General features: G+C 69.0%; 20 protein-coding genes. 4 read left to right on the top strand and 16 right to left on the bottom strand.

Annotation, left to right across the window (positions count from 1 at the left end):
• Positions 1-25: 25 nt before the first annotated feature.
• Positions 26-607, top strand: coding sequence for a hypothetical protein (locus LX16_RS05425; protein ID WP_147134004.1), 582 nt, complete (start codon positions 26-28; stop codon positions 605-607).
• Between the two features lie 4 nt (positions 608-611).
• Here LX16_RS05425 and LX16_RS05420 read toward each other — a convergent pair whose 3' ends face one another.
• The 3 genes from LX16_RS05420 to LX16_RS05410 all read right to left on the bottom strand — a co-directional run bounded on the left by LX16_RS05420 (position 612) and on the right by LX16_RS05410 (position 4,842).
• Positions 612-1,073 (bottom strand): hypothetical protein, encoded by a 462-nt coding sequence (locus tag LX16_RS05420; RefSeq protein WP_147134001.1) that lies wholly within the window; start codon positions 1,071-1,073, stop codon positions 612-614.
• A 219-nt stretch (positions 1,074-1,292) separates the two neighbouring features.
• Positions 1,293-2,963, bottom strand: a complete 1,671-nt coding sequence (locus LX16_RS05415; RefSeq protein ID WP_158645489.1) for an alpha/beta hydrolase — start codon at positions 2,961-2,963, stop codon at positions 1,293-1,295.
• A 250-nt stretch (positions 2,964-3,213) separates the two neighbouring features.
• The gene (locus LX16_RS05410; protein WP_147133995.1) at positions 3,214-4,842 is read right to left on the bottom strand and encodes an alpha/beta hydrolase; all 1,629 of its coding nucleotides are present in this window, start codon (positions 4,840-4,842) and stop codon (positions 3,214-3,216) included.
• A 205-nt stretch (positions 4,843-5,047) separates the two neighbouring features.
• On the opposite strand from LX16_RS05410, the gene LX16_RS26480 reads away from it, so the two are divergent.
• Complete coding sequence (locus LX16_RS26480) at positions 5,048-5,473, top strand: hypothetical protein (RefSeq protein ID WP_158645488.1); 426 nt, start codon at positions 5,048-5,050, stop codon at positions 5,471-5,473.
• Positions 5,474-5,863: 390 nt separating this feature from the next.
• Here the strand turns inward: LX16_RS26480 and LX16_RS05400 are convergent, their stop codons facing one another.
• The 11 genes from LX16_RS05400 to LX16_RS26870 form a co-directional block, all read right to left on the bottom strand.
• Positions 5,864-6,151, bottom strand: a complete 288-nt coding sequence (locus LX16_RS05400) for a hypothetical protein (RefSeq protein ID WP_147133989.1) — start codon at positions 6,149-6,151, stop codon at positions 5,864-5,866.
• A 10-nt stretch (positions 6,152-6,161) separates the two neighbouring features.
• Positions 6,162-6,974, bottom strand: coding sequence for an ABC transporter permease subunit (locus tag LX16_RS05395; protein ID WP_158645487.1), 813 nt, complete (start codon positions 6,972-6,974; stop codon positions 6,162-6,164).
• An 11-nt stretch (positions 6,975-6,985) separates the two neighbouring features.
• Positions 6,986-7,921 carry an ABC transporter ATP-binding protein gene (locus LX16_RS05390; protein WP_147133983.1) on the bottom strand — a complete coding sequence of 312 codons (936 nt, stop codon included), beginning with the start codon at positions 7,919-7,921 and terminating at the stop codon, positions 6,986-6,988.
• A complete protein-coding gene (locus LX16_RS05385; RefSeq protein WP_147133980.1) occupies positions 7,918-9,195 on the bottom strand; it encodes a metalloprotease in 1,278 nt (425 codons plus the stop codon). Before LX16_RS05385 ends, LX16_RS05390 begins: the two co-directional genes overlap by 4 nt.
• Positions 9,192-10,355 carry a thiopeptide-type bacteriocin biosynthesis protein gene (locus LX16_RS05380; protein ID WP_147133977.1) on the bottom strand — a complete coding sequence of 388 codons (1,164 nt, stop codon included), beginning with the start codon at positions 10,353-10,355 and terminating at the stop codon, positions 9,192-9,194. Before LX16_RS05380 ends, LX16_RS05385 begins: the two co-directional genes overlap by 4 nt.
• Positions 10,352-13,117, bottom strand: a complete 2,766-nt coding sequence (locus tag LX16_RS05375; RefSeq protein ID WP_147133973.1) for a lantibiotic dehydratase — start codon at positions 13,115-13,117, stop codon at positions 10,352-10,354. Before LX16_RS05375 ends, LX16_RS05380 begins: the two co-directional genes overlap by 4 nt.
• Positions 13,114-14,718, bottom strand: coding sequence for a nitroreductase family protein (locus LX16_RS05370; protein WP_147133970.1), 1,605 nt, complete (start codon positions 14,716-14,718; stop codon positions 13,114-13,116). The genes LX16_RS05375 and LX16_RS05370 overlap by 4 nt, the downstream gene beginning before the upstream one ends.
• A 43-nt stretch (positions 14,719-14,761) precedes the next feature.
• Positions 14,762-16,645, bottom strand: a complete 1,884-nt coding sequence (locus LX16_RS05365; RefSeq protein WP_158645486.1) for a TOMM precursor leader peptide-binding protein — start codon at positions 16,643-16,645, stop codon at positions 14,762-14,764.
• 61 nt (positions 16,646-16,706) lie between these two features.
• The gene (locus LX16_RS05360; RefSeq protein WP_147133964.1) at positions 16,707-16,898 is read right to left on the bottom strand and encodes a hypothetical protein; all 192 of its coding nucleotides are present in this window, start codon (positions 16,896-16,898) and stop codon (positions 16,707-16,709) included.
• 43 nt (positions 16,899-16,941) lie between these two features.
• Positions 16,942-17,133 carry a hypothetical protein gene (locus tag LX16_RS05355; protein ID WP_147133961.1) on the bottom strand — a complete coding sequence of 64 codons (192 nt, stop codon included), beginning with the start codon at positions 17,131-17,133 and terminating at the stop codon, positions 16,942-16,944.
• Positions 17,134-17,179: 46 nt separating this feature from the next.
• Positions 17,180-17,347, bottom strand: coding sequence for a hypothetical protein (locus LX16_RS26870; protein WP_170283843.1), 168 nt, complete (start codon positions 17,345-17,347; stop codon positions 17,180-17,182).
• Between LX16_RS26870 and LX16_RS27035 the strand changes: the two genes are divergently transcribed.
• Positions 17,338-17,616, top strand: a complete 279-nt coding sequence (locus LX16_RS27035; protein WP_158645485.1) for a hypothetical protein — start codon at positions 17,338-17,340, stop codon at positions 17,614-17,616. The two genes, LX16_RS26870 and LX16_RS27035, sit on opposite strands and share 10 nt — an antisense overlap.
• Positions 17,617-17,914: 298 nt before the next feature.
• On the opposite strand, the gene LX16_RS05340 is transcribed toward LX16_RS27035, so the two are convergent.
• Positions 17,915-19,924, bottom strand: coding sequence for a TOMM precursor leader peptide-binding protein (locus tag LX16_RS05340; RefSeq protein ID WP_158645484.1), 2,010 nt, complete (start codon positions 19,922-19,924; stop codon positions 17,915-17,917).
• Positions 19,925-20,853: 929 nt separating this feature from the next.
• Between LX16_RS05340 and LX16_RS05335 the strand changes: the two genes are divergently transcribed.
• Entirely contained in the window at positions 20,854-21,339 is a 486-nt protein-coding gene (locus tag LX16_RS05335; protein WP_147133952.1) for a hypothetical protein, read from the top strand.
• A gap of 74 nt (positions 21,340-21,413) precedes the next feature.
• Here LX16_RS05335 and LX16_RS26470 read toward each other — a convergent pair whose 3' ends face one another.
• A complete protein-coding gene (locus tag LX16_RS26470) occupies positions 21,414-21,572 on the bottom strand; it encodes a hypothetical protein (RefSeq protein ID WP_158645483.1) in 159 nt (52 codons plus the stop codon).
• Between the last annotated feature and the right edge of the window lie 160 nt (positions 21,573-21,732).

The following is a 21,732-nucleotide window of genomic DNA, read 5'->3' as shown; positions in this document are numbered from 1 at the left end:
CCATCCGCGACGACGGAAACCCCCGATGGGTGACTGGTTCCAGAGCATCACCGACCTCGACGCCGAAGTGGACGAGGCGGGACCGTTGGCGGAGTCGATCACGGCCTGGCTGGTGTCGGTGACCGTGATCTCCGCCGAACGCACCGACTGCGTTCTCGGTGCCGATCTCGGCCATCCACCCGGCCCCGGCGGTTCCGCGGTCGTCGAAGAACCCGACCTGTTGCCGTGGGGATCGCGGACCAACGGAGTGTCCATCCACATCGGCCGGAAGGTGTTCACGACCGTCGATGAGGACAGCCGCCTCGTGTGTCCCGGATGTCACCGGGTCGGCGAGTGGCGAGACGCCCGTGGAGACGAGTCGGCTCAGGCGGCTCGGTTCTCCGAGGTCTTGACCGACTGGCTCGGCGGCGGTGGCTCCCGGCTGGACTGCCTGGGTTGCGGTCTGGCCTCCCGGCTCAACGACTGGCGGTGGAGCGGCACGCCGTGGGCCTTCGCCGCCCTGGGCCTGACGTTCTGGAACTGGCCGTCGCTGCGCCCGGATTTCGTCACCGAGTTTGGCCACCGGTTGGGTGGTCACCGGATCCGATCGGTGTCGGGGAAACTGTGACGGCTCAGGTCCACACCGGGGGTGGTGGGGTGGCGCCGGTGCGCAGCACGGGCGCGGAGGACGCCGTCATCCACAGGTTCCCGATCTTGCCCTGTTTGAGCGCGATGATGAAACCGTCACGCGGGTCCTGCGCCCGGAGCACCCGGAACGGCTGTTCCACGGTCCGGGTGATGGTGCGATGGCCCAACTCGTCCCACAGCTCCTCGACCCGCGTGAAGAACGCCGAGTTCGCGGCGAGCAGTTCCTCGGCCGGGACACCCGCCAACGGCGGCCGGTGCTTCAACAGGTAGTTGATCTCGACGTTGGCGAAGTCGGTCGGTCTGCCGTTCTCGTCGTCGTAGGGCACCGAGTTACGAAGGCCCGGCATCACGTCGAAGTCGGCGCTCAGCAGCACCAACGCCGGTTGCAGCTTCTCCTCGGCCCTGACGTACCCCTGAAGCTCGTCGAGCTGTTCGATCGCGGACAACACTTCCTCCTACCGACCGGACCGGGAGGCCCACGAGTACGACTCGGCTCAGGCTATACCGGGACCGCCGAGCCGGGAAACCTCACCGCCGCGGAACCGCGATGCCCGTGCGCCGATCCGCTCGGGTGGGCACGGTGCCGTGGTCGCGCCTACCGCATCGGAGTACGTGGACGGGTGGGCACCTACTGCTGTGCGATGGGAGGTGGCCGGCGCCGAAGGCTAGTTATACGGGTCGAGGAACCAGGGAAGACCGGGGCTGTTGTTCGGTGCATGCACGACCTCGGGGACGTGTTCGCCGTTGCCCGTGATGATCTTCGCGAAGCTGTGCAGGGTCGTTTCGTTGTCCCAGTATCCGGAATGCGCCGCGAACGGCGAGATAGGGCCGCCGTCATGCGGCGTGTCGAACACATGGGCCCCGAACTCCTGATCCACCGGCGACGCGTTGTGTGTCCACGGGTAATCCGGCACCGCGTTGATGATGTCGTTCGTCGCCGAGGTCGCATACACGTTATCCGCGCCGACCCCCAGTTCGGAGGCGTGGTCGGCGGCCACGCCGGGGCTGCCGGCGAACACCATCTGGTCGGTAGCCACGCCCCCCTCGGCGGTGGCCGCGTGGCCGACCACGGTGGAGCCGTACGAGTGACCGAGCAGGGTGTTCCTGGCGGCGTCCGGACCACCCTGCACCGCCTCCAGTCCGGACATGAACCGCCCGAGCGCGGGCGCCCCGTTCTCGGCGTAGGAAGACGAGAAGGCGTTGTGAACGCCGTCGGGCGCGTCGTAGCCCTGCCACAGAATGCCGGCCGTCTCTTGAGTCGGGTCCAATGTGTTGGCTGCGGCGACCATCCGTTCCACCCGGCCGAGGTCGCCCGGGACGCCGGACAGTTCCGAACCCATACCGGGGACCATGGTGACGACGTTGTCGGCGGTGTCGGGGTTTCCGACCGCGACGACGGCCTGGCCGTCGCCCTCCGGGTTGAAATCCATCAGGTAAGAGCGTTCGTACGTCCCGTCGTCGTTGTAGATGGCGGCGCCGTTCTCGTTGATACGGTTCTGCAGCCCTTCCAGCGCGGCCAGCTTGTCCTCGGCGGCATTGATCTGGTCGTCGAGGGCACGACGATCACCTTGGCTTCCGGGACCACCCAGGAGGTCGCCCTTGTCCTCCTTCAACCCCGCGATCTCGGTCCGGGTCTGATCGATCTGGTCGCCCAGCAGCTCACGGTTCGCGAGGTCCCGGAACACGGTGGGTATTCCGTCGGTGTCGGCGACGAACGGCGCCTCGTTCTCCAACAGGTGCCGCCGCTCCTCCTCGGTCAGCCCGTTCCACCAGTCGGTGATCTGCTGCGGTGTCCAGTCCTTACCGGGCATGCTCGCCGGTTCCGACATCGGGAGTTGCGCTCCTGGCCTGGACATTCCCTCCAGCGCCTGTGTCGCATGGAAATCGGCGTTGTTGGCGTTGATGACGGCCATGGTGATCTGGGCGGAGACCCGCGACGCGAACGGCCGGAGGGCGTCCTCCTGTTCCTTCGGAAGACCGGGAGGGATGACGACCATCCCCGTCTGCGCGTCGACCGACAGCGGTGGGGTGCGTTCCGCCTCGGACTTGGCCGCGATCAGGGCGTCCTTGGCGATCTGCAGTTGTTCGGCGAGGTCGATCAACACGACCCGGGCGTACAGCATCGCCTGGCTGACGTCCTCCAGCGGCGGCACGCGCTCCCGCAGTGTGTCGACGGCGGCCGTGGCGTCGTCACCGTCCCAGACGGCGGGCGGGACGTCCGCCATGCCGGACAGTTCGCTCGCCTGGTCCCCCAGCCGTTTTCCGATCAACCCGGCGGCCTCGGCGCTTCGGGTGAGGTTGCCGGTGTCGAGGTTCAACAACTCCAGATAGTTCATGCGGCACCATCCATCACGGCCTGAGTCGGACAGGCTGGGGTGTGGGCGTCCGGTGATGACACCCGTTCGGGAGCACACCGGCGGCGGTCGCGGGCCGGCCCGCATAGGCGGCCCGGTCCACCGGCGGTCTCTCGGTGCTATGCAGGATAACCAATCCGGCGCGAATCGGACAGACGCGGCAGCGCCCGATCCACCGGTATCGAGATTCCACGGGTGAACCCGGCACACTCCGCCATGCCCCGGGTCGGGGTCAGTTCCAGGGGCGCCATTCGTACCAGCGCTCGTGGTACTCGCCGCGGGGCACCTCGGTGCCGTTGCCGGTGATGATGGACGCGAAGTGCGTCCGCGCCGGATTGCCGTCGTCCCAGTAGCCGCTGTGCGCGGCGATCCGGCTGCCGTCGTAGCGGGGCGTGTCGAACACCTGCGCCCCGAACTCCTCCTTGACCGGCGCGGTGTTGTGCGCCCAGCTCGCGTCCGGTACCACGTGGATGATGTCGTTGGGCGCCGTCGTGGCGTACACGTTCTCCGCGCCGATTCCCATGTCGGAGGCGTGGTCGGCGCCCACTCCGGGACTGCCGACGAAGATCATCTGATCCGCCGCGACACCACCGCTCGTGGCGGTGTGACCGATGACGGTGGTGCCGTACGAGTGACCGAACAGGGTGTTGTTGGCGGCGTCCGGCCCGCCCTGCACCACCTCCAGTCCCTGTTGGAACTCCCGCAGGGCAGGTGCGGCGCCGTCGGCGTACGAGGTGGAGGCGGCGTTGTTGATCGCGTCGGGCGCGTCGTATCCCAGCCACAGGATTCCGGCGGTGGACGCCTCGGGGTCCCGCTGGTTGGCGTCGAAGACCATACGGTCGACCCGCCCGAGGTCGCCTCCGATGGTGGGCACACTCGCGCCGGTGCCGGGCACGGAGGTGAAGACGTTGTCGGCGGTGTCGGGGTTGCCGACCGCGACGACCGCCTTCCCGTCACCGGACGGGTCGATCTGCAGTAGGTAGGCCCGGTCGTCGTACTCGGCGGTGCCGGGCGCGTTGAGTCTGTCCTGAATGGTCTCCAGTCCGCCCAGGCGCCCTTCGAGGGCCGCGATCTCCCCGTCGAGCCGGCGTCGGTCGCCCTCGCTGCCGGGTCCACCGGGCAGGTCGGCGCGTTCGTCCTTCAGCGCGTCGATCTCCGACCGGGTCCGGTCTATGGCGTCACCCAGCAGTTCACGGTTCGCCAGGTCCCGGTACATCGACGGGATGCCGTCGGCGTTGCCGATGACATCCGGATGGTTCTCGAGCATGTACTGGCGTTCGGGCTCGCTGAGTCCGTCCCACCAGTCCTTGAACTGCTGCGGGCTCCAACCCTCACCGGGCATCGTGGCCGGGGCCGACATCGGTGGTGCGGCACCGGGTGCGCCGACGCCCTGTAGGGCCGCGATCGCCTCGGCGTCGGCGGTGTTCGCGGCGGTCAGGGCCTCGCGGATCATGGTGGCGACGTCGTCGGCGAGTCGGCGGTACCGTTCGTCGTCCGCCTGTGATAGCCCGGGCGGGACCTGAACGACGCCCTCGGGCGTGATGGTGAGCGGTGTGCCCGCGATCGCGCTTCGCGCCCGCTCCAGATGCGCCTTGGCCGCGATGAGCTTCTCGACCAGGTCGAGCAACGCGACCTGCGCGTAGAGCATGGCCTGGCTGGTGTCCTCCAGCGGCGGAACGCGGTCCCGGATCCGGCCGGTCGCGGCTTCGGCGTCGTCACCGTCCCACGAGGTCGTCGGGATGTTCGCCGTTCCCCACAGCTCGCTCGCCTGGTCCCCCAGCCTGCCGCCCACGAGCCCGACGGCTTCGGCGGTGCGGGAGAGGTTGCCGGTGTCGAGGTGGAGCAGCTCCGCGTAGTTCATCGCGCACCAATCCAGGGAACTCCGAGTGTGGCCACCGACGTGGACGGTGACCGGCCGAGCGGAATCGCCCGCCACCGGGGATCGGGTCGATCGGTCGCGGAACGACTCCGGCGTCGTGGAGCGTGTACCGGTACCCGTCGCGCCGAGTTCTCCGCAGGATAGCCAATCCGAGACGATATCGGAAGGCGTCGATACACTTCGGAGTGTGAGCCGGGTTCCCCGGGACGGCGGACCGCCCGTTCCGGGGAACCCGACCGACCACTGTGGCCACGACGGTCGAGGAGCCAGCTCAGCCGTCGCGACGCCGCCTCCCGACGGCTCCGGCTATGCGCAGGACGAGGTCGAGGCGCAGCTGCAGCTCGTGGTGCCGCAGCAGGACGAGGTCGAGCACGAGCAGGTGGAGGTGGTGCTGCACGCACTGCTGGTGGTGCTGGTGGACGCCGCCTGCAGGTCGTCGTTGGGGATGAGGTCGACGACCTCGAAGGTCTCCGCCTCCAAGACGGCGATCTGGTCGATGAGGTGCGACATGTCTGTCCTCCTGGACTGGTTTCTCTCGGTCCGGCCCCGCATCACCGATGCGGGCTGTCGGACCGTACGGTCGTACGGGTGCGGCCGTCCACTGTGGGTGTGAACGGCGGGGGCTCCGCCCGCGCCCCGTCTCCTCGGCCCGCCGACGCGAGGCGTCGCGGGTGGTCTCGGGAGCGCCCGCCCACGCGACGGTCGGCCGACGCGCGACGAGATTGGGCACTGTGGACGGGCGGAACAGCTCGGTGAGATCCGGGCGTGACAACGCCGTACATCCGATGGCCGCGGCTGACCTGCCGCGTACCGCCGGAGACCGGCGCAGAGATCAGATCGAATGATACGAACAACCACGTGGGCTGTCCAATCGGCCCGCGACCGCCGCGCGCCGGCCGCGGATCGGCCGTCGGGCAGCCGGAAGCCGCGCGAGGTGCAGCCGGACGGCGGCACGGTCCGGTGGCGGTGCCGGGAACGCTCCGCCACCGGAGTAGCCGCGAGGTCAGGCGGAGAAACTCATTCCGAAGAACGTGGAACCCGCGATGAACGTCGCGACGGCCGCCGTCGCGTACAGGGCCTTCGCCCCGTTCAGCGAGTGCATCACCGCACCGGCGCCCGAGACGACGGCGCACACCATGGCCGTGAAGCCGACGGCGCGCACCACCCCCTCCATGCCTCCCACCGTCGTGGAGACCGCGGCGGCCACCGCGCACAACACTCCGGCCACCGTGACCCACACGGCCACGTTCAAGAACCTGCCGCGTCCCCTGGACGCCGCACCGTCGACCATCTCGTCCTCCTCATGCCACATCTCTGCGGCGGAACACGATCGCGGACGCGACCGCGCTCACCGCTATCCATACCGACAGAACCACTATGGCGACCGGAACGCCCGCGTCGGGGGTACCGGCCGGCATCGCCCCAGCCGAACCGACGGACTCGGCGAGGATCGCCGAAGCGCCGCTGAGAAGGGCGGGGCGCACCGACTCCAGCACCGTGGCGACACCCGCCAGGCCGTGGAGTGCCTGCTCCAACACCAGTGCCCACAACAGGCCGATCGCGATCGTCCCCGCCAGGGAACGCGTCAGGACCGCGATGCCGAAGCCGAGCACGGCCCAGGCCACGCCGATGAGCCACGCCGCGCCCAGTCCCGCCGCGGTGTCGGCCAAGGACGGGAAGGACCACTGCGTGCCCTCGATGAGCGAGACCGCCAGGCCGCACAGGAACGCCACGACGAAGGTGACGGCCATGAGCACCAGGATCAGCGCCGTCAACGCCACGAGTTTGGCGGCCACCAGCCTGCCGCGTTCCGGGAACCTGCTGAGCACGGTGCGCAGCATTCCGGAACGTTCGTCGCCCGCGCCGATCAGCGCGCCGAGGATGATCATCACCGGACCGCCGTACATGGGCAGCGATCCGACGACCGCCGCGGCCACCGCCGAGGGGGCCAGGCCGTCCTTCATGGCCTGGATCTGGTCGGCGGGGAGTTCGGCGACGGTCAACGAGACGATGTAGTTCGCGAGATACGCGAACAGGACTATCTGCAGCAGCCATACGACGGAGACCACGGTGAACGAGCCACGGTGGCGTATCCCGTACAGTTCGGCGCTCAACGCCCGGCCCATCATGCCCGCCCTTCGTTCGCGGTGTCGCTGGTCATCTCTAGGAACACGTCTTCGAGGCTGCGTTCGTTGGGTCTGATGCCCCGTACCGTGATCCCGGCCGCGACGAGGGCCGAGTTGAGTGCGCCCGCGGCGTCCTCGGGCGCGTACACGAGGATGCCGCCGTCCTGTTCGCTCACGTCCTGCACGCCGTCCAGGTCGCGGGCGACCGAGGCCGCCTTCCCGGTGTCGTCGCACGTCACCAGGAGCGCGGGCCGGGCACCGTACTGCGCCTCGATCTCGGCGGTGGTCCCGACCGCGATGAGTCGTCCGTGGTGGAGCACGCCGACGCGGTCGCACACCTGCGCTATCTCCCCCAGGAGGTGGCTGGAGAGCATGACGGTGCAACCGCGTGCGGCCTGTTCCCGGATGAGTTCCCGCATCGCGGCCATGCCCGAGGGGTCCAGGCCGTTCGCGGGTTCGTCGAGGATCAGCAGTTCGGGTTCGCCCATGAGTGCCGAGGCCAGGGCGAGGCGCTGCTTCATGCCGAGGGAGTAGGTGCGGAACCTGTCCCCCGCGCGATCGGCCAGGTCCACCGTCTTCAGGGCGGCGTCGATGTCGGCGTCACCCATGCCGGAGTACCGCGCCAGTAGCGAGAGGTTCTGCCTGCCGGTCATTCCCGGGTAGAAGGCCGGCCGCTCGATCGTGGTGCCGACGCGCCGCAGCACCGGGTTGGTGAGGCGGGAGTGGCCGAGCACCTTGAGGGAGCCCGCGGTGGGCCTGGCCAGTCCGACCAGCATGCGCATGAACGTCGTCTTGCCGGCGCCGTTGAGGCCCACGAACCCGTAGACCTCGCCGCGCCGGACGTCGAGCGTCACGTCGTCCACGGCGGACTTGCCGCCGAATCGTTTCGTCAGGCCGCTGGTCTCGATCACCGGCCCGTCGGTTCCTTGGGTCATGTCTGTCCCCATTTCGAGTGGTCGGGGGCTTGGGTCCCGGGAAGGGCGGACATCTTCCGGCGAGAGCGTCGGGTCATGATCACGCCGAGGACGAAGGCGAGCAGGATCGCGGTCGCGATCAGGGCGACCGCGGCGCCCGCCCCCACGTACGGGGTGATGCCGAAGTAGGCGAAGGCGGCCATCGCCGCGACGAGTGCGGTCAGGAACAGGTAGGCACCGATGCCGTACGCGAGGTAGACCCGGCGTTTCGGCCCGGGCACGGCCGGTGCCCCGCCTCGCCGCACGAGCCTCACCAGTTCGCGGCGGGCCGACTCGTCGAGCGCCGACACGTCCAGCAGGTGGCTGAGGACATAGTAGCCGTCGAGCCTGAACACCGGAAGAAGGTTCATCAGGCCGGAGAACATGCCGAAGGTCAGCATCGCCGCCGACACCGTTCCCCACATCCCCTCCCCCGCGGTGATCCAGTGCAGCGGCGCGAAGGGCGCGCTGACGGCCACCGACACCGTCACTCCCGCGAACGCGACCCGTACCCGGCGCATGCGGTCGTGGAAGAGGAGGCTGTCGTCCACTTTGCAGTACGCCGCGATGACCGGAAGCCGCCACATGAAACCGATCTCGATGTCGCGCGCTCCGTAGAGCTTGGCGACGACACCGTGTCCGAGTTCGTGCAGGAACAGCGAGGTCCAGGCGATCACCACGAAGACGATCATGGCCGCCGGCTCGGTCCACAGTGTCCGGGCCTGCGGCCACACGTCGTTCCACAGCAGTGCCGTGTAACAGATCGCGGCCGCCGCCGCGAGCCAGACCAGCGCCCAGGAGACCGGCCGGTCGAGCGGCCGGACCACGGCGGCCAGCCGGTCCAGGAGCCGTTCGGGGCGTACCAGCGGCAGCCGCGCGTGCAGCCAGGTCCGGGACCGCTCCGACTGGCTGTCCCTGGCGTCGCGCAGCCGCGCCATGAGGACCGGGTCGTCGGAGCCGACGAGCAGTCCGCGTTGACCCAGCAGCGTGAACATCGACTGCCACAGCGCCGGGGTCAGGCGCTTGCGGAAGTGCGCGATGAACTCGTCCTCGATCTCCTCGACGGTCCGCTCACCGTCCATACGGGACGTCAGGAAGTGTTCGTGCTCGCCGATGCGGAAGTACCAACCGGTGCGCGGGTCGTGCAGGGTGTAGAGCCGCCGGTCACCGTCCCACAGGCCGGGGCCGATGCGGACGGCCGGGTCCACCCGGGGCCGTGCCGTCCGCATCTGCGGGACCGTGCTCGTGTCACTCATCTATCGGCACCCGTTCCGCCGAACATCGCGCCGATGTTGGCCTCCAGGTCGACCGGTTCGCCTCCGGTGAGCGTCAGCTCCAGGAGGTAGGACAGGTAGCACTCGTCGATGATGCTGACGCCGAGCCGGTTGTTGGTCATGTGGATGTAGCCGCTGAGCAGCGCGAACAGGGCCGTGTCGGCGTCGACGGGGCCGGCCTGGGAGTCCATGCCGATCGGGAACTCGAGCTTGCCCTGCCCGGCGAGATCGACCAGTTCGGTGCGCAGTTCGACGCAGTGCTCGGCCCACTCCCGCAGGAATCCGCTCAACGACTCGACGTCGTGCCGTGAGGCGGTCTCGTAGACGGCGCCCAGATGGTCGTGCAGTTCGCTCGACATGGTCTGGTAGGCGTCGTTGTAGGCGGAGTGGCGCGGCGAGGAGTCGCCGTCGCCGGAGCGTTCCCAGTAGGTCCGGTAGGTGGACAGGAAGGCCGCCGACGCCGCCCTGTCCTGCTGGAACGCCGCCAGCATCACGGTCATCAGCTGCGCGGCCAGTCCGAACAGGACCGATCGCACGTGCACGTTGGTCATCTCCACCAGGCGCAGCACCATGTCGCTCGACTTCTCGAAGTGGCGCTCGGCGATCTCGATGCCGTGGGGGCCGCCGTATCGGGCGACCTCCGGTTCGTACCGCATCACCGCGTAGGAGTTGTTGGGCCGCATCGGCATGTTGCCGTCCGCGCCGTACAGCTGGTTCCACTGCTCCTCGGAGTACTCGCCGAGGAACATCTCCTTGAACAGCCCGCCCATCTCCGACTCGTCCATCTCGTACAGGGCGGGACGGTCGGCGAGGAACTCGTCGAGCGACTTGAAGAGCCGCTTGGCGATCGTCTCGGCGTCTCCGGCGCGCCTGGGCAGGAGCCGGACGCGCAGGTGCGGTCCCTCCATCCAGTAACGGATGAAGAACCAGCGGCGGATGAGGCCCTCCTCGCGGAGTTCCTCGATGACGGGCGCGATCCCGTCGACCAGGAGTGGGTGGTTGTTGCTGGAGTAGAAGACGTGCACCGCCAGCCACTCGCCGGGAGCGTCCGGGTCCTCCGGGACCGGGATCTCCGCGTCGACGGCGACGGGGGTGACCGCGAACGTGGCGTTCTCGGCCTGGGTGGGCGAGTCAGTGGTCATTTCGTCATTCCCGCTTCGTTGATCTCGATCGTGAGTTCGGTGACGTACCGTTCGCCGTTCGGTCCCTTGGCGACCAGTCCCTCGGAGTCCGGCAGCATCTCCGTGAACACCAGGCGCCGGTTCGCCGACTCGGCGAGGTTGTCGAGCAGCCCCAACGAGAAGTAGTCCTCGAAGTCCACGAACTGCGGTTTGCCGAACCGCACCGCGCCGTCCGCCTCGTCGTCCTCGTCGGGATCGACCGCGTCCGGCGTGACGAACACGTACCGTGGCAGCTTGTGCGTCCTGGCCCAGCGGTGCCAGCCGAGGACACGCTCGGCGCCCTCGGCACCGACCATCCCCTCGGGCAGGTTCGACGGGTCGGTCTTCCACACCCGGCGCACCAGGATCAGGTCTCCGAACCGGACACGCGGGTGGCCGCCGATCTCGGCGTCCCCCAACGGCTGGTCGGTGCCCGACCACAGGTCGAGGCTGGCGATGCGGGTGCGGGAGAAGGTCAACAGCAGGCGTTGCATCTCCGGCAGCGCCATCGGCATCAGGAAGCCCAGGTAGACGGGGATGACCTCCTTGCCGAGCCGCTTGGAGCGCAGGGTGAGCCGACCGGTCTCCTCGTCGCCCACCACGTACAGGTCCTCGACCGGGATCTGGTCCTGCGGGTCGCGGAAGGAGATCTCGCCGGGACACACGATCTCGTACGGCGTGACCTCGGCGTGCAGGTTGAGGTTGGAGGTGTCGTACCCGCCGGTGACCTCGGCCAGGACCGCGCCCTCGGGCGTGATCTCCCGCAGGTGGTCGCGCAGCGCACCGGCCAGGTCCACCCCGTCGGAGGCGGGGAAGCAGTGCTGGAACCGGGAGAACAGCAGCGACAGGCCCGTGTACGTGCGGTTGACCACGACCCGCCGGTCACCGTCGACGTCGCCGACCTGCACGAAGTACGCCCGCGGGTCGAGGTCGTCGTCCATGGGCGGCAGCTTCGCCGCGACGGTGTCGATGAAGTCCTGGTCGAGGACGAGTTCGTGCGCGTCGTCGCCGTGTGCGGCGTAGCGCCGCCGCATCTCGGAGATGAGGGTGCGCCGCGCGTCGTCCAACGCGGTGACCTCGGGCATCTTGAACCAGTTCTCCTGGTCCTGGTACTCGTTGTCGATGAACGACTTGTGGTTGAAGGAGTACCGCAGGTACTGGTCGTACACGTCCAGGTGGAACTCGTGGGTGAACTTCACCAGGTCGTCGCACCGGCCGCCGCGGCCGAAGCGGGCGTGGAAGAACCCGCGCGCCATCAGGCGGTGCGAGGACATCGCGTCGAAGAGCGGCAGGATCCGCGCCACCTGCCGCAGGTCGGCGGCGGCGCCGTCGCGCCAGGACCCGGTGTTCGCGGCGACCGCGCCGGCGGGGAGCGTGGTGTCCTCGTACAGCACGGTCCTCGGGCTCTCCGGCGACTCCACGCCCAGGCGCGACAGCATCTCCTTGACCTCGGAGTGCAGGTCCCGCAGGATGAGCCGACGTTCGTCCACGCCGCAGCCGATGAACCCGGCGACGAGGTCGTTGAGCCGGTGCAGGTCCTCCGTCAGGGTCTTCGCCCACGGACGGTCGAGCCGGGCCACCCGGTCGCCGAAGTCCCGGATCGGGTCGGAGGCGTGGATGTTCACGACCAGCATGGGGACGGTCACCAGGTTCAGTCTCACCAGGTGCCGCAGGTAGCGGCGCACGTCGTCCACCGCCCGGTCGTGCGGGCTCTTCTCGTGGAGCAGGCGGCGGACCTCGGAGAACTTCCGGGTCGCCCCCGCCGGGAGCAGCCGGAACAGGTCGTCCACTATGTCGCTGTGGGCGAGGAAGAAGACGTTCTCGTCGAAGGTGTCGAGGGTCATCGCCGCCGACGCGTCGCCGACGCGGCGCTGGCGCCGCATGTAGCGGACCCGCTTGCGGTCGGTGGTCCATCCGCTGGAGATCGCGATCGGCAGGTCGTCGAGGAGGTCGTCGTCGGCGATGATCGCCTCACCGACGCGCGCGAGGATCGCCAGGTTGAGCCGGGTGTGGCTGACCAGGCGGTTCTCACCCAGCGCGTCTGCGTCGATGGAGAGGAGTCCGTCCGCGTCGTCGGAGAAGCCTCCCAACGCCACAGCGGTGAGGGTGCTGAACGGGCTGGTCTTGGCGACGGTCCGGTAGACGTACTCGCTGACCGACCGCTCGATGCGGCGGGCGCGTTTGGAGAGACTGGACGGGTCCGCGGTCATGTAACGCGGAAGCATCTCGTCGAGCGACGGCGACGCGAGCATGATGCCCTTGCGCAGCACCGGAAGCGACGCGAGCCGTTGCAGGGCGCGGCGACGCTCGATCAGTTCCTCGCCGAAGACGTCGGCACCCTCGCGCCGCCGCCGCCGGTGGGCGACGCTGATCTCCAGCCATTCGAGGAGTGTCGCGGCCAGTTCGGCGGGCAGCCTGCCGATGGTCGCGCGAGTCTGGTCGGGGTCGCGTGGCGTGCGCAGGTTGAACACGTCGCGGCGCAGGTTGATGAGGGCGCGCCGGTGCGCGTCGTCGGTCTCGCCGCCGACGAACGGCTCGATCGCGTCCGACAGGGGGACGGCATATTCGCGCAACCGGTCCTCCAGGCCCAAGACCGCGTCGGCCCAGGCGACCGTCCTGCTGAAGTGCAGGCCCGAGAGTCTCTCCCACGGCAGCGGGGACACCCGCAGCATGAAGTGGGGAGGCGCCGAGAGCGCGGTCTCGCGCGTCGTCGCGGGGAGGTCGGGCAGGTCGGTGTTGGTCACGTCGACTCCTTGGGGGATCGTGCCGACAGGGGGTAGGCGAAGTCGGCCTGGTCATCGCGGTCGCGGCCGACCATGAGCATGATCATCGGCCATTCGTCCGATCCGGACAGACGTAGCCGCTCGGCGTAGGAGACGTTGTCGAAGCCGAGTGCCGCTCCGCACGCCACGTCGAGGGCACTGGCGGCGACGTAGCAGCTCTGGGTGGCGGAGCCGACGACCGCGTTGAGGAGCCGGACTCCGCGGTCGCCGACGGCGTCGAGCACGGACTCGACGGGCACGAGCACCGAGATCACCGCCGCCGCCTGCTCGACGTTGTAGTTGTCGAGGAAGTACATGGTCTGGAGGAGTTCGCCGGGGGCCTCACCGTCGACGAGGACCAGGCCGGAGCGTTCCTCGTCGTACAGGTACGCGCCCGGCGCGATTCCGGCGACGTGGTTGACGAACACCGCCAGCCGGGCGAAGTCGGCGCGGCCCGCGTCGGTGCGCAGCCGGCATCCGCGGGCGGTCACCCGCAGCAGCGTCGCCAGTTCCTCCGCCGACAGCGGCGTCTTCGACGAGAAGGTCCCGAACGAGGAACGCCGCCGCGCCAGGATCGCGCTCACGCCGCCTTCCACGGCGTCGAGGGACACCTCCGGCAGCGGCACCGGCTCGGGCGACGCCGGGGCGGCCACTCGGGAGACGACCTCGACGTCCGGAAGGGCCTGCGGTACCAGGGTGGCCTCGACGACCGCGGTCACCTGGTCGAACCGGTGCGTCACCCTGGACCGCTCCGCCTCGGTGAGGGTGACGGCCGCGTCGCCGGACCGTTCCGGAACCGTGAGTCCGCGCGGTCCCGGCGGGAGCGGGAGCACCGCCAGTGTCGTCTCGTCCAGCGACTCGATGCCCAGGAGCGCGTCGAGTTCCGCGCTGTCGAACCACAGGTGCGGCACGGCGGCGGCCCCGCCGTCGGTGACTCCCAGGAGTTCGAGGGAGGCGAGGGTCGCTCCCAGGTCCATCGTCACGACGTGGTGGCAGAAGCTGTTGTACTTGAACGAGTTCTTCCAGAACTTCACGGACACCAGGAGGAACTGGTCGGTCTGCGGGGCGGGTTCGGGCAGGGCGGCCCGCACGCGGTCGGACACGTTGCCGGCGATGAGGCGTTGCAGCGCCCCGGACGCGGTGTCCCAGTGGTACACACCGGGGGTCTGGTCGGCGGAGGCGCCGCTCACCCAGTACATCTCCAGCGGGTACAGGCCGCCGCCGTTGGCGGTTCCCCGGGAGTAGGTGGACACCGCGCTGCGGGGCTTGTTCACCGCGTCGTCGTTGCCCGTCACCCGCAACCGCCGGGCGAGCAGTCCGTAGGTGTCGTTGAGGGCACGGCCCAGGCGCGCCGGGTCCAGTGGGCCGTCGCCGTCCGTCCAGGGTGTACGGTCGAGTGCCGTCGCGAGCGCGTCCGTCACCGGCGGGCCGACCGGGAGCGTGAACGACGCCGCCCCCGGATACACCTTGTGCCGTCGGGGCTGGTCATTCCAGTTGACCGTGTAGTCGTACGGCGGCATCGGGACTCGGGCCCGATGGATCACGTCCTCGACGTACCGGCGCACCGTCTCGGTGGCTGTCACTGTTCTCCCTCCGGGGGCTGGTTGCGGTGTGCCGTCGGCCGGCTCACGGGAACGGGTGCGGGACGGGGTTCAGTTCCGCGGGGGTGAGGTCCCGGTCGCGCAGCCCGGCACGGCGGTGCGCGGTGAGGGTCCGTTCCATGTGGAAGGCCCGCTGCTTGTGCCAGCCGAAGTCGATGGGCAGCAGACCCGGCACGACCGTGGCATAGGTGGACAGGCCCAGGTCCCGTTGCTCGGGAGAGGTCTGGTCGACCGCGTAGAGCGCGAAGCCGTTCTGCCCGAGCCGGTCGATGATCCACCGCAGGTCCTCGGTGAGATCCCGGTTGCGGGGACGGGTGGCCTCCCACTCGCGGTAGACCTCCTCCATCGGAAGGGCGCGCCGGTTCGCGAGCAGGAAGTCCGAGTGGACGGCCATCGAGTCGAGGCCGTGCAGCAGCGCGTGGTGCTTGAGTTCACGGACCAGACCGAACTCGGCCTCCATGGCCCGTGCCTCGTCGCCGCCGGTGGACATCCGGCGCTCGAAACTGGGCACGTAGGAGGCGATCTCGCACAGGGCGGCGCGCATCGCCTGCACCGGGTCCATCGACGAGCCGGCGGCGAAGCACAGCTTGCCGGGCTTGCCGTCGGTGCGCACCGCCACGGCGGTGACGACCGGAACCGGCAGGTCGACCCTGGTGTCGAACATGCGGACCTCGAAGCCCTCCAGGGCCATGCGTTCGACCATGAGGTCGATGTCGAGTGCCCCGCTGCTTCGGGGGTCGATCTCGACGGCCTCGTGCTTGGCGAACCAGGTGAGCAGGAACGAATCGCGTTCGATGAGTTCCATGACGCCGTGGAACACCGCCTCCTCGGGGCAGCTTCCGGTGGCGCAGCCGTTGGAGCACTCGTCGACGAAGGCCGGGCCGGTCTGGTCCAGGTAGTGGACCAGACGTTGCGGCACCAGCACCGACTCGTCGGTGGTCAGGTTCCGTCCCCACACCCAGGGGATCTCCAGGGACGGGGTGAACTCCGTGAAGTACGGCGCGTTGAAGTCGTAGAACGCCTTGGGGTAGAGGGTGCAGGCACGCGGGTCGAGCGCCGGGGCGTCGAGGTCGTCGAGCGCCGACCACAGTGGTTTCGGCAGGCCGCGGGACAGCAGTCCGGCGTACCGCTCCAGTCCCTCCAGGACGGCCAGCAGGCGGGAGTCGGCGACGTTGTCGGCGTGCCCGCTCCAGAAGAACTCGTAGAGGTGGGCGGCGCCGCGTACGAAGCTGTAGCCGGTGACGGGCATCGTGGTGGGGTTGTCGAAGGCGGCGGGCGCCTGGGTGCCCAGGGCGCCGCACACCGGGTTCGCGAACGCCTCGATGTCGATCGGGTAGTCGCGGACGTGACGGACCCGGAACGTGTCGGCGTCCGGCTTGGGCTGGGGCCGCATCGGGACGACGGCCCGGGCGGGGCCACCCTCCGGTGCGACGCCGCAGTTGGGGCAGTCGGGTTCCGTCAGGAGCGGGAAGGTACGGGTGGCGAGGTTGTCGAGCCTCAACCGCCGTACGCTTCCCGCTCCCGGGAGGTGTTCGGGGCGATCCTGCCGGGCACTCTCGACCAGGGTCTGGAGTGCCGCGAGGGTGATCGGAGTGATCCACGGTGCGGAGGACAGCGAACACGACACGCCCGTGAGTTCGAGGGCGTCGCGTTCCTCCTCCTGTCTGAGAGCCTGCCACCTGCGGTGGAAGCACAGGGAGCACGGGGGCCGTTCAGATTCGGCCGCCGGCAGTACATAGGCGTCGCGTCCGTGCAGGTGAACGGTTGTCACGCCCGGGGAGCGGAAGGGCGCGGGATCGACCGGGCCGTAGATGCCCAGCAGGTCCCGCTCTCCGAGCTCGTACACGATGGGGCGGGAGCCGCCCTCGTACCCAAGCGCCTTGTCCAGGTGTTCCTGAACCGTTTGCACGGCATCGACCGTGGCCGCCGTCGTCATGTTCTCTCCAGAATCGCTGAATGTCCGTCCGGTGCTACTTGCTCGTCGAGCCGCAGCTGCACGAGCAGCCGCAGCAGCTGCCGCAGCTGGAGCTGGAGCAGCCGCAGCAGCTCGACGTCGAGCAGCTCGACCACGTCACGGCCTCGTCCTGCGAGAGCTGTGCGACATCGTCGATCTCGAAGGTCTGCGCCTCGAGCTCGGCGATGTCCTTGATGAGTGGGTTCATGCTTCCTCCTCTCATGTGCTCGTTCGGTCCGAGACCGCGGGCGTCATCCGGATGTCGAGCCGCAGCTGGACGAGCAGCCGCAGCAGCTGCCGCAACTGGAGCTGGAGCAGCCACAGCAGCTCGACGTCGAGCAGCTCGACCACGTCACGGCCTCGTCCTGCGACAACTGCGCGACATCGTCGATCTCGAAGGTCTGCGCCTCGAGCTCGGCGATGTCCTTGATGAGTGGGTTCATGCTTCCTCCTCTCACATCCTCGGTCGTCGATCCGATACCGGGTGGATCAGGCGCACGACGACGTCGAGCCGCAGCTGGTGCTGGTGGTTCCGCAGCACGACGACGTCGAGCAGCTCGACCACGTCAGTGCCTCGTCCTGCGACAGCTCCGCGACATCGACGATCTCGAAGGTCTGCGCCTCGAGCTCGGCGATGTCCTTGATGAGTGAGTTCATGGTTCCTCCTCTCACATCCTCGGTCGTCGATCCGATCCGAAGTGGATCATGCGCACGACGACGTCGAGCTGCAGCTGGAGCTGGTGGTGGAGCAGCACGAAGAGGTCGAGCACGAGCACGTGGACGTCGTGCTGCACGCGCAGCTGGTGCTGGTGGAAGCGGCGAGGTCCTCGGCCGGGGTGAAGTCGACGACCTCGAAGGTCTCGGCCTCCAGCACGGCGATCTGGTCGTTGAGTGGCGACATTGGTTTTCCTCCTCTCGATGGGTGAAGGGGTCGGCCCGGGGGGGGTGGTGCTCTCCGCTCCGGCGGGCCGGCGACCGGGCGGAAGTCCGGGGCTCGACTAACCGCTGCAGCTGGTGGTCGAGGTCGAACTGGTGCTGCTGCAGCTCGTGCTGCTGCAGCTGCAGCTCGAACAGCCACAGCAGCTCGACGTCGAGCAGCTCGACCATGCGGGCTGGTCCAGGGCCAGTTCGGTCGTGTCCTGGATCTCGAACGTCTCCGTCTCCAGAGCGGACAGATCGTTCTTGAGCGACGACTCCATCGGTTTCCTCCTCTCGATGCGCGTGTTACCGGGGACGGGTGAGGAGGACCCGAACGGTCCTGACCGCACCCGTGGCGAGGACGTCGGCGGGGGTCGTCTCGACCACCACCGCCTCGCGGCCTTCGGAACGCAGCGCCGACGCCAGCGGCGGCTCCGCGGGAGGGAGGGGACCGTCTCCCGCGCTGACCCGGGCGGCCCGTGGATCGACGCCGGGGACCAGGAGCCGGTCCAGGCCGGGACGGCCAGTCGTCAGGGTGCGACCGATCAGCGGCAGCAGCGCGTCGGTCGTCGCCGCCGACACGTCGGCACCGGTACCCACGGCGTAGTCGCCGGTCCCGCGCCTGACCGCGAACACGGCGACGGCCGGTGCGGCGGCGGGAAGGACGTGTACCGCGAAGTCGAGGCCCAGCAGTGCCGCCGACCGGACGAGATACCCGACGGTCTCGTCCATCTCGGACGTGTCGACCTCGACGATCTTCTCCCCGCGGGCCAGGGCCGCGACACCCTCGTAGGCGAGGGCCGATCGGATTCCGGCACGGACCGCGGTGGTGAGGTCCTGCCCCACGCCCTCTCCGGCGCTGCTTCGTTCGAATGCTCCGGGCCCGTTGGCCGCGCCGCGCGCGTACACGGCGGCGGTCGGCACCTCGACGATCTCACCGTCGAGGGAACGGCCGGCGGTCCAGCCGCCCGACCCGGCGTCACCGAGTCCGGTGGCCAGGACGAGCCGGTCGGCGTCGATGCGACGCGCGGCCTCCGACTCGGTGGCGGGCAGTGGGCCGAGGGCGACGACGTGCTCCAGGATCGCGTTCTCGGTGGCCCGGCGGCGCGCGTCGCCCGGCGCCTCCAGGGCGAACCCGAGCGCCGGAAGCGAATCGGCCACACCGGGGTGGACGACGGAGCGGGCGATCTTGACGGGGTTCTGGTCGATCTCCTCGTCGTCGAAGCCCGTCACGATTCCCACGTGGGCACCCACCAGGCGCAGGAAACGCTGCAGGTCGTCGTGCTCGTGGTCGTCGTCGCCGACGATCGGCCTCTCCTCGGCGACCGCGTCGGCGTCGACGTCGGCGGCGAAGCCCTCCGGCGGCACCGTGGACCGTCCTTCGACGAGCCGCGGATCCGGCAGCACCTCCTCGCGTACCGCGTCGCCGGTGGCCAGGTCGACGACGACCACGGCGCCGTCGGTCTCGGCGCCGGGGGCCTTCGTGATGTCGCGGAAGACGTCGTAGGCGGCCATCAGGCCGACGAGCGACGCGTGCACCGGCCTCATCGCCGGCGGGGCCGGGGTGTGGCCGGGGGCCGCGGCGGCCTGCCACAACCGTGCCGCGTCACCGTTCTCGTCGTTGTGGGACAGCCGGATCATCGCCGTGGTCCAGTCGCCGACGCGCCCGGGCCCGGTGAGCGGGCCGATCACGACCTTCTCCCCCACCCGGACGACGGGCAGAACCGTCCCGGTGTTGTCGCGCAGCGTCGCCACGAGCCGGTCCACCCCGCCCTCGACGGCGGTGACCACCAGGATCCCGCCGCCGTCGCCGGGAAGGTCCTCCTCGGCGCCGACGACCCGCTTCAGGCCGTTGATGAGGAGTCCGTGCCTGATCGCGTCGGCGACGGCGTCCTCGCCGACCACCTTGACCGCGGCCTCCCGGAAGGCGGTGAACCGTTCGACGCCGTTCTCGCCGTAGTGCTCGATGTAGGCGATCTGCTGACGGAACTCGGCGAGATCGTGGCCGTCGTCGACCATCGGGCCGGTGACGGTGCTCAGGGCCGCCTTGTCGACGAGCGCGTCGACCAGGCGGCCGACCATCGCCGCGCGTCCCTCGTCGAGGCCGGCGAGGAGGTCGTCACGGGTCTTGGTGCCGTCCAGGAACGGCGCGAGTGTCGTCAGCCACTTGTAGATCGCCTTGCCGCGCAGGACGAAGCCGCCGTCGGAGTGACGGACGAGAGTGCCGGTGGGAAGCTCCGCGAAGACCAGGTCATGCCGCAGGCGCAGTCGTCGGGTCTCCTGCTCGCCCGTCACACTCGCTGTGGATACGTCCATCGGGCACTCCTCCAGGGTCGAGAGGTGGTCAGGTCCGCCTTCTGGCAGTCGCAGGGCAGCCTCAATGGACGGCGTGGAGCCGGGAACAACGAGATGGTTGTAACAGCCACGTTCCGACTTGGGCGAGTCGAAGACCAGCAGACCGTAATCAGGGGCACGGTGAGATCCGGGCGACCGTACCGGCGCGCGAACGAAGACGCGGCTGACATACCGCGTCTCCCTGTTGCTCGTCGGCATCGGGAAGTCGAATCGAATCGTACGGACGGTCTCCGGCGGTGTCCAGCCGCCCCCGGCTTCCGTTATCGAATGTTCATCCGGCTAACTTTCGGCTAACCATCACATCGGGACGATTCGGCAGAATACGCCGGAGACGCGCCCTGAGAAACGACGCCGGCGCGCCCAGATGATCCTTTTTGACCGCCGCGTGGCAATTCCCACCTCAATGGACGCAATCGTCGAGAGAATTCCGTCTTTTACGCATCCGGAACCGCCAAGGGTGTTTCCGAATCGGATTCACGCGCCACAATTCCCTTTATTCCGGTCGGATAACCTGGGGAATCCACCGGCACTCCGACCGGTGAAAAGACTCCGTGAACCCGTCGTCACTCGGAATGCGACGTGAGAAAAACCCCTCGGTCCCGCCCACCGGGAATACACCCGACCACCGCGAACGGCCCTCGTCGGTCATTCTCAGAACGAGTGTGTCGTCATGCGGCGGCGGGGTTGCGTGGCAGCGCTAGGATATCGGATTCGCCTCATATCAAATCGATGCCTATCGAAATAAGGAATGGCTCGCCCAATTGCCGGTGAATTCGGGGAGGCCGTTAGGCGGAATCGCGGGGAATCCGCGATCCGCGGCGTCTCGAAGTGGAGTACACGGAGCCTGGTCCGCGCCGGGACGAATGGCCTTGCGGTCGTACCATCGCGCCATGGCTCGCAAACCCTGGTCCCGTGTCGCCGTCGCCGTCGGGCTCGTCGCGCTGTTCGCCGGCTGCATCGGCGCGCCCGTCTGGTTCGCGGTGGAGGGGACGGTCCTGCTCGCGACGACCGAACCGGTGCGCGTCGAGGACGTGGAGTGCGTCACCGGATCCCGCGGTGGGCACTGCACGGGCAGTTGGACACTGGCCGACGGCACGGAGCACCGGGAACGGTTGAGCGGTGACCTGTTCGTGGACGACGGCGACGAGTTCTCCGGTTACGGCAACGGTTTCACCGCCGCGCCGACCAGGTGGTTCTGGATACTGTCGCAACTGTTGTACGCGATCCCGATAGGACTGGTGTTCTTCGTCGTCGTCCACCACAGGAGTCGGGTCGCACGCGCCGGCGGCGTGATCGCCGCCGAGGACGAGGCGGCCATGAACGCGCGCGTCGAGGAGATCCGTCGCGGCGAACGGACTCCGGAACCCGGGGACTGATGACCGCGGCGCGTCTCACCGGAGTCGGTGAACCGCGGCGGGGTGCGGCCGGCCCGCCGCGGTTCACCGGTGGGTCAGCAGCAGTTGCTGCACATCAGGGTGCGGCCACAGGTGTCGAACCGGTACAGGTTGCCTCCGATGCACTGGTACGAGTTCAGGTCACATCCGGCGGCGGCGCGCCCCCGGGTGAGGAGGCCGTCGAGCAACCGGTCGGCGAGTCTGGTCAGGGACATGTGAGTCTCCTTGCGCGAGAACGATCAGTACGCGAGGAACCTAACCGCGCGATCGACAATTGATCCACAACGGACATGATCGGTGAGTCAGGACGGTCGCCGTCTCTTGTGGCCGTCGTCGTCCGGGGCGCGGCCGTCGGACGCCACACTGCCCGCCCTC

The organism is Stackebrandtia albiflava (assembly GCF_007994225.1).
Lineage (GTDB): Bacteria > Actinomycetota > Actinomycetes > Mycobacteriales > Micromonosporaceae > Stackebrandtia > Stackebrandtia albiflava.
The sequence above is the reverse complement of the archived record's forward strand: the minus strand, read 5'-3'. Positions and strand labels throughout refer to the sequence as shown.

Excerpts from the sequence above, each read along its gene's own strand:
- LX16_RS05425 (WP_147134004.1), top strand. The coding sequence starts at position 26 with ATGGGTGACTGGTTCCAGAGCATCACCGACCTCGACGCCGAAGTGGAC.
- LX16_RS05415 (WP_158645489.1), bottom strand. The coding sequence starts at position 2,963 with ATGAACTATCTGGAGTTGTTGAACCTCGACACCGGCAACCTCACCCGA.
- LX16_RS05410 (WP_147133995.1), bottom strand. The coding sequence starts at position 4,842 with ATGAACTACGCGGAGCTGCTCCACCTCGACACCGGCAACCTCTCCCGC.
- LX16_RS05400 (WP_147133989.1), bottom strand. The coding sequence starts at position 6,151 with ATGGTCGACGGTGCGGCGTCCAGGGGACGCGGCAGGTTCTTGAACGTG.
- LX16_RS05390 (WP_147133983.1), bottom strand. The coding sequence starts at position 7,921 with ATGACCCAAGGAACCGACGGGCCGGTGATCGAGACCAGCGGCCTGACG.
- LX16_RS05385 (WP_147133980.1), bottom strand. The coding sequence starts at position 9,195 with ATGAGTGACACGAGCACGGTCCCGCAGATGCGGACGGCACGGCCCCGG.
- LX16_RS05380 (WP_147133977.1), bottom strand. The coding sequence starts at position 10,355 with ATGACCACTGACTCGCCCACCCAGGCCGAGAACGCCACGTTCGCGGTC.
- LX16_RS05360 (WP_147133964.1), bottom strand. The coding sequence starts at position 16,898 with ATGAACCCACTCATCAAGGACATCGCCGAGCTCGAGGCGCAGACCTTC.
- LX16_RS05355 (WP_147133961.1), bottom strand. The coding sequence starts at position 17,133 with ATGAACCCACTCATCAAGGACATCGCCGAGCTCGAGGCGCAGACCTTC.
- LX16_RS26870 (WP_170283843.1), bottom strand. The coding sequence starts at position 17,347 with ATGAACTCACTCATCAAGGACATCGCCGAGCTCGAGGCGCAGACCTTC.
- LX16_RS05340 (WP_158645484.1), bottom strand. The coding sequence starts at position 19,924 with ATGGACGTATCCACAGCGAGTGTGACGGGCGAGCAGGAGACCCGACGA.
- LX16_RS05335 (WP_147133952.1), top strand. The coding sequence starts at position 20,854 with ATGGCTCGCAAACCCTGGTCCCGTGTCGCCGTCGCCGTCGGGCTCGTC.
- LX16_RS26470 (WP_158645483.1), bottom strand. The coding sequence starts at position 21,572 with ATGTCCCTGACCAGACTCGCCGACCGGTTGCTCGACGGCCTCCTCACC.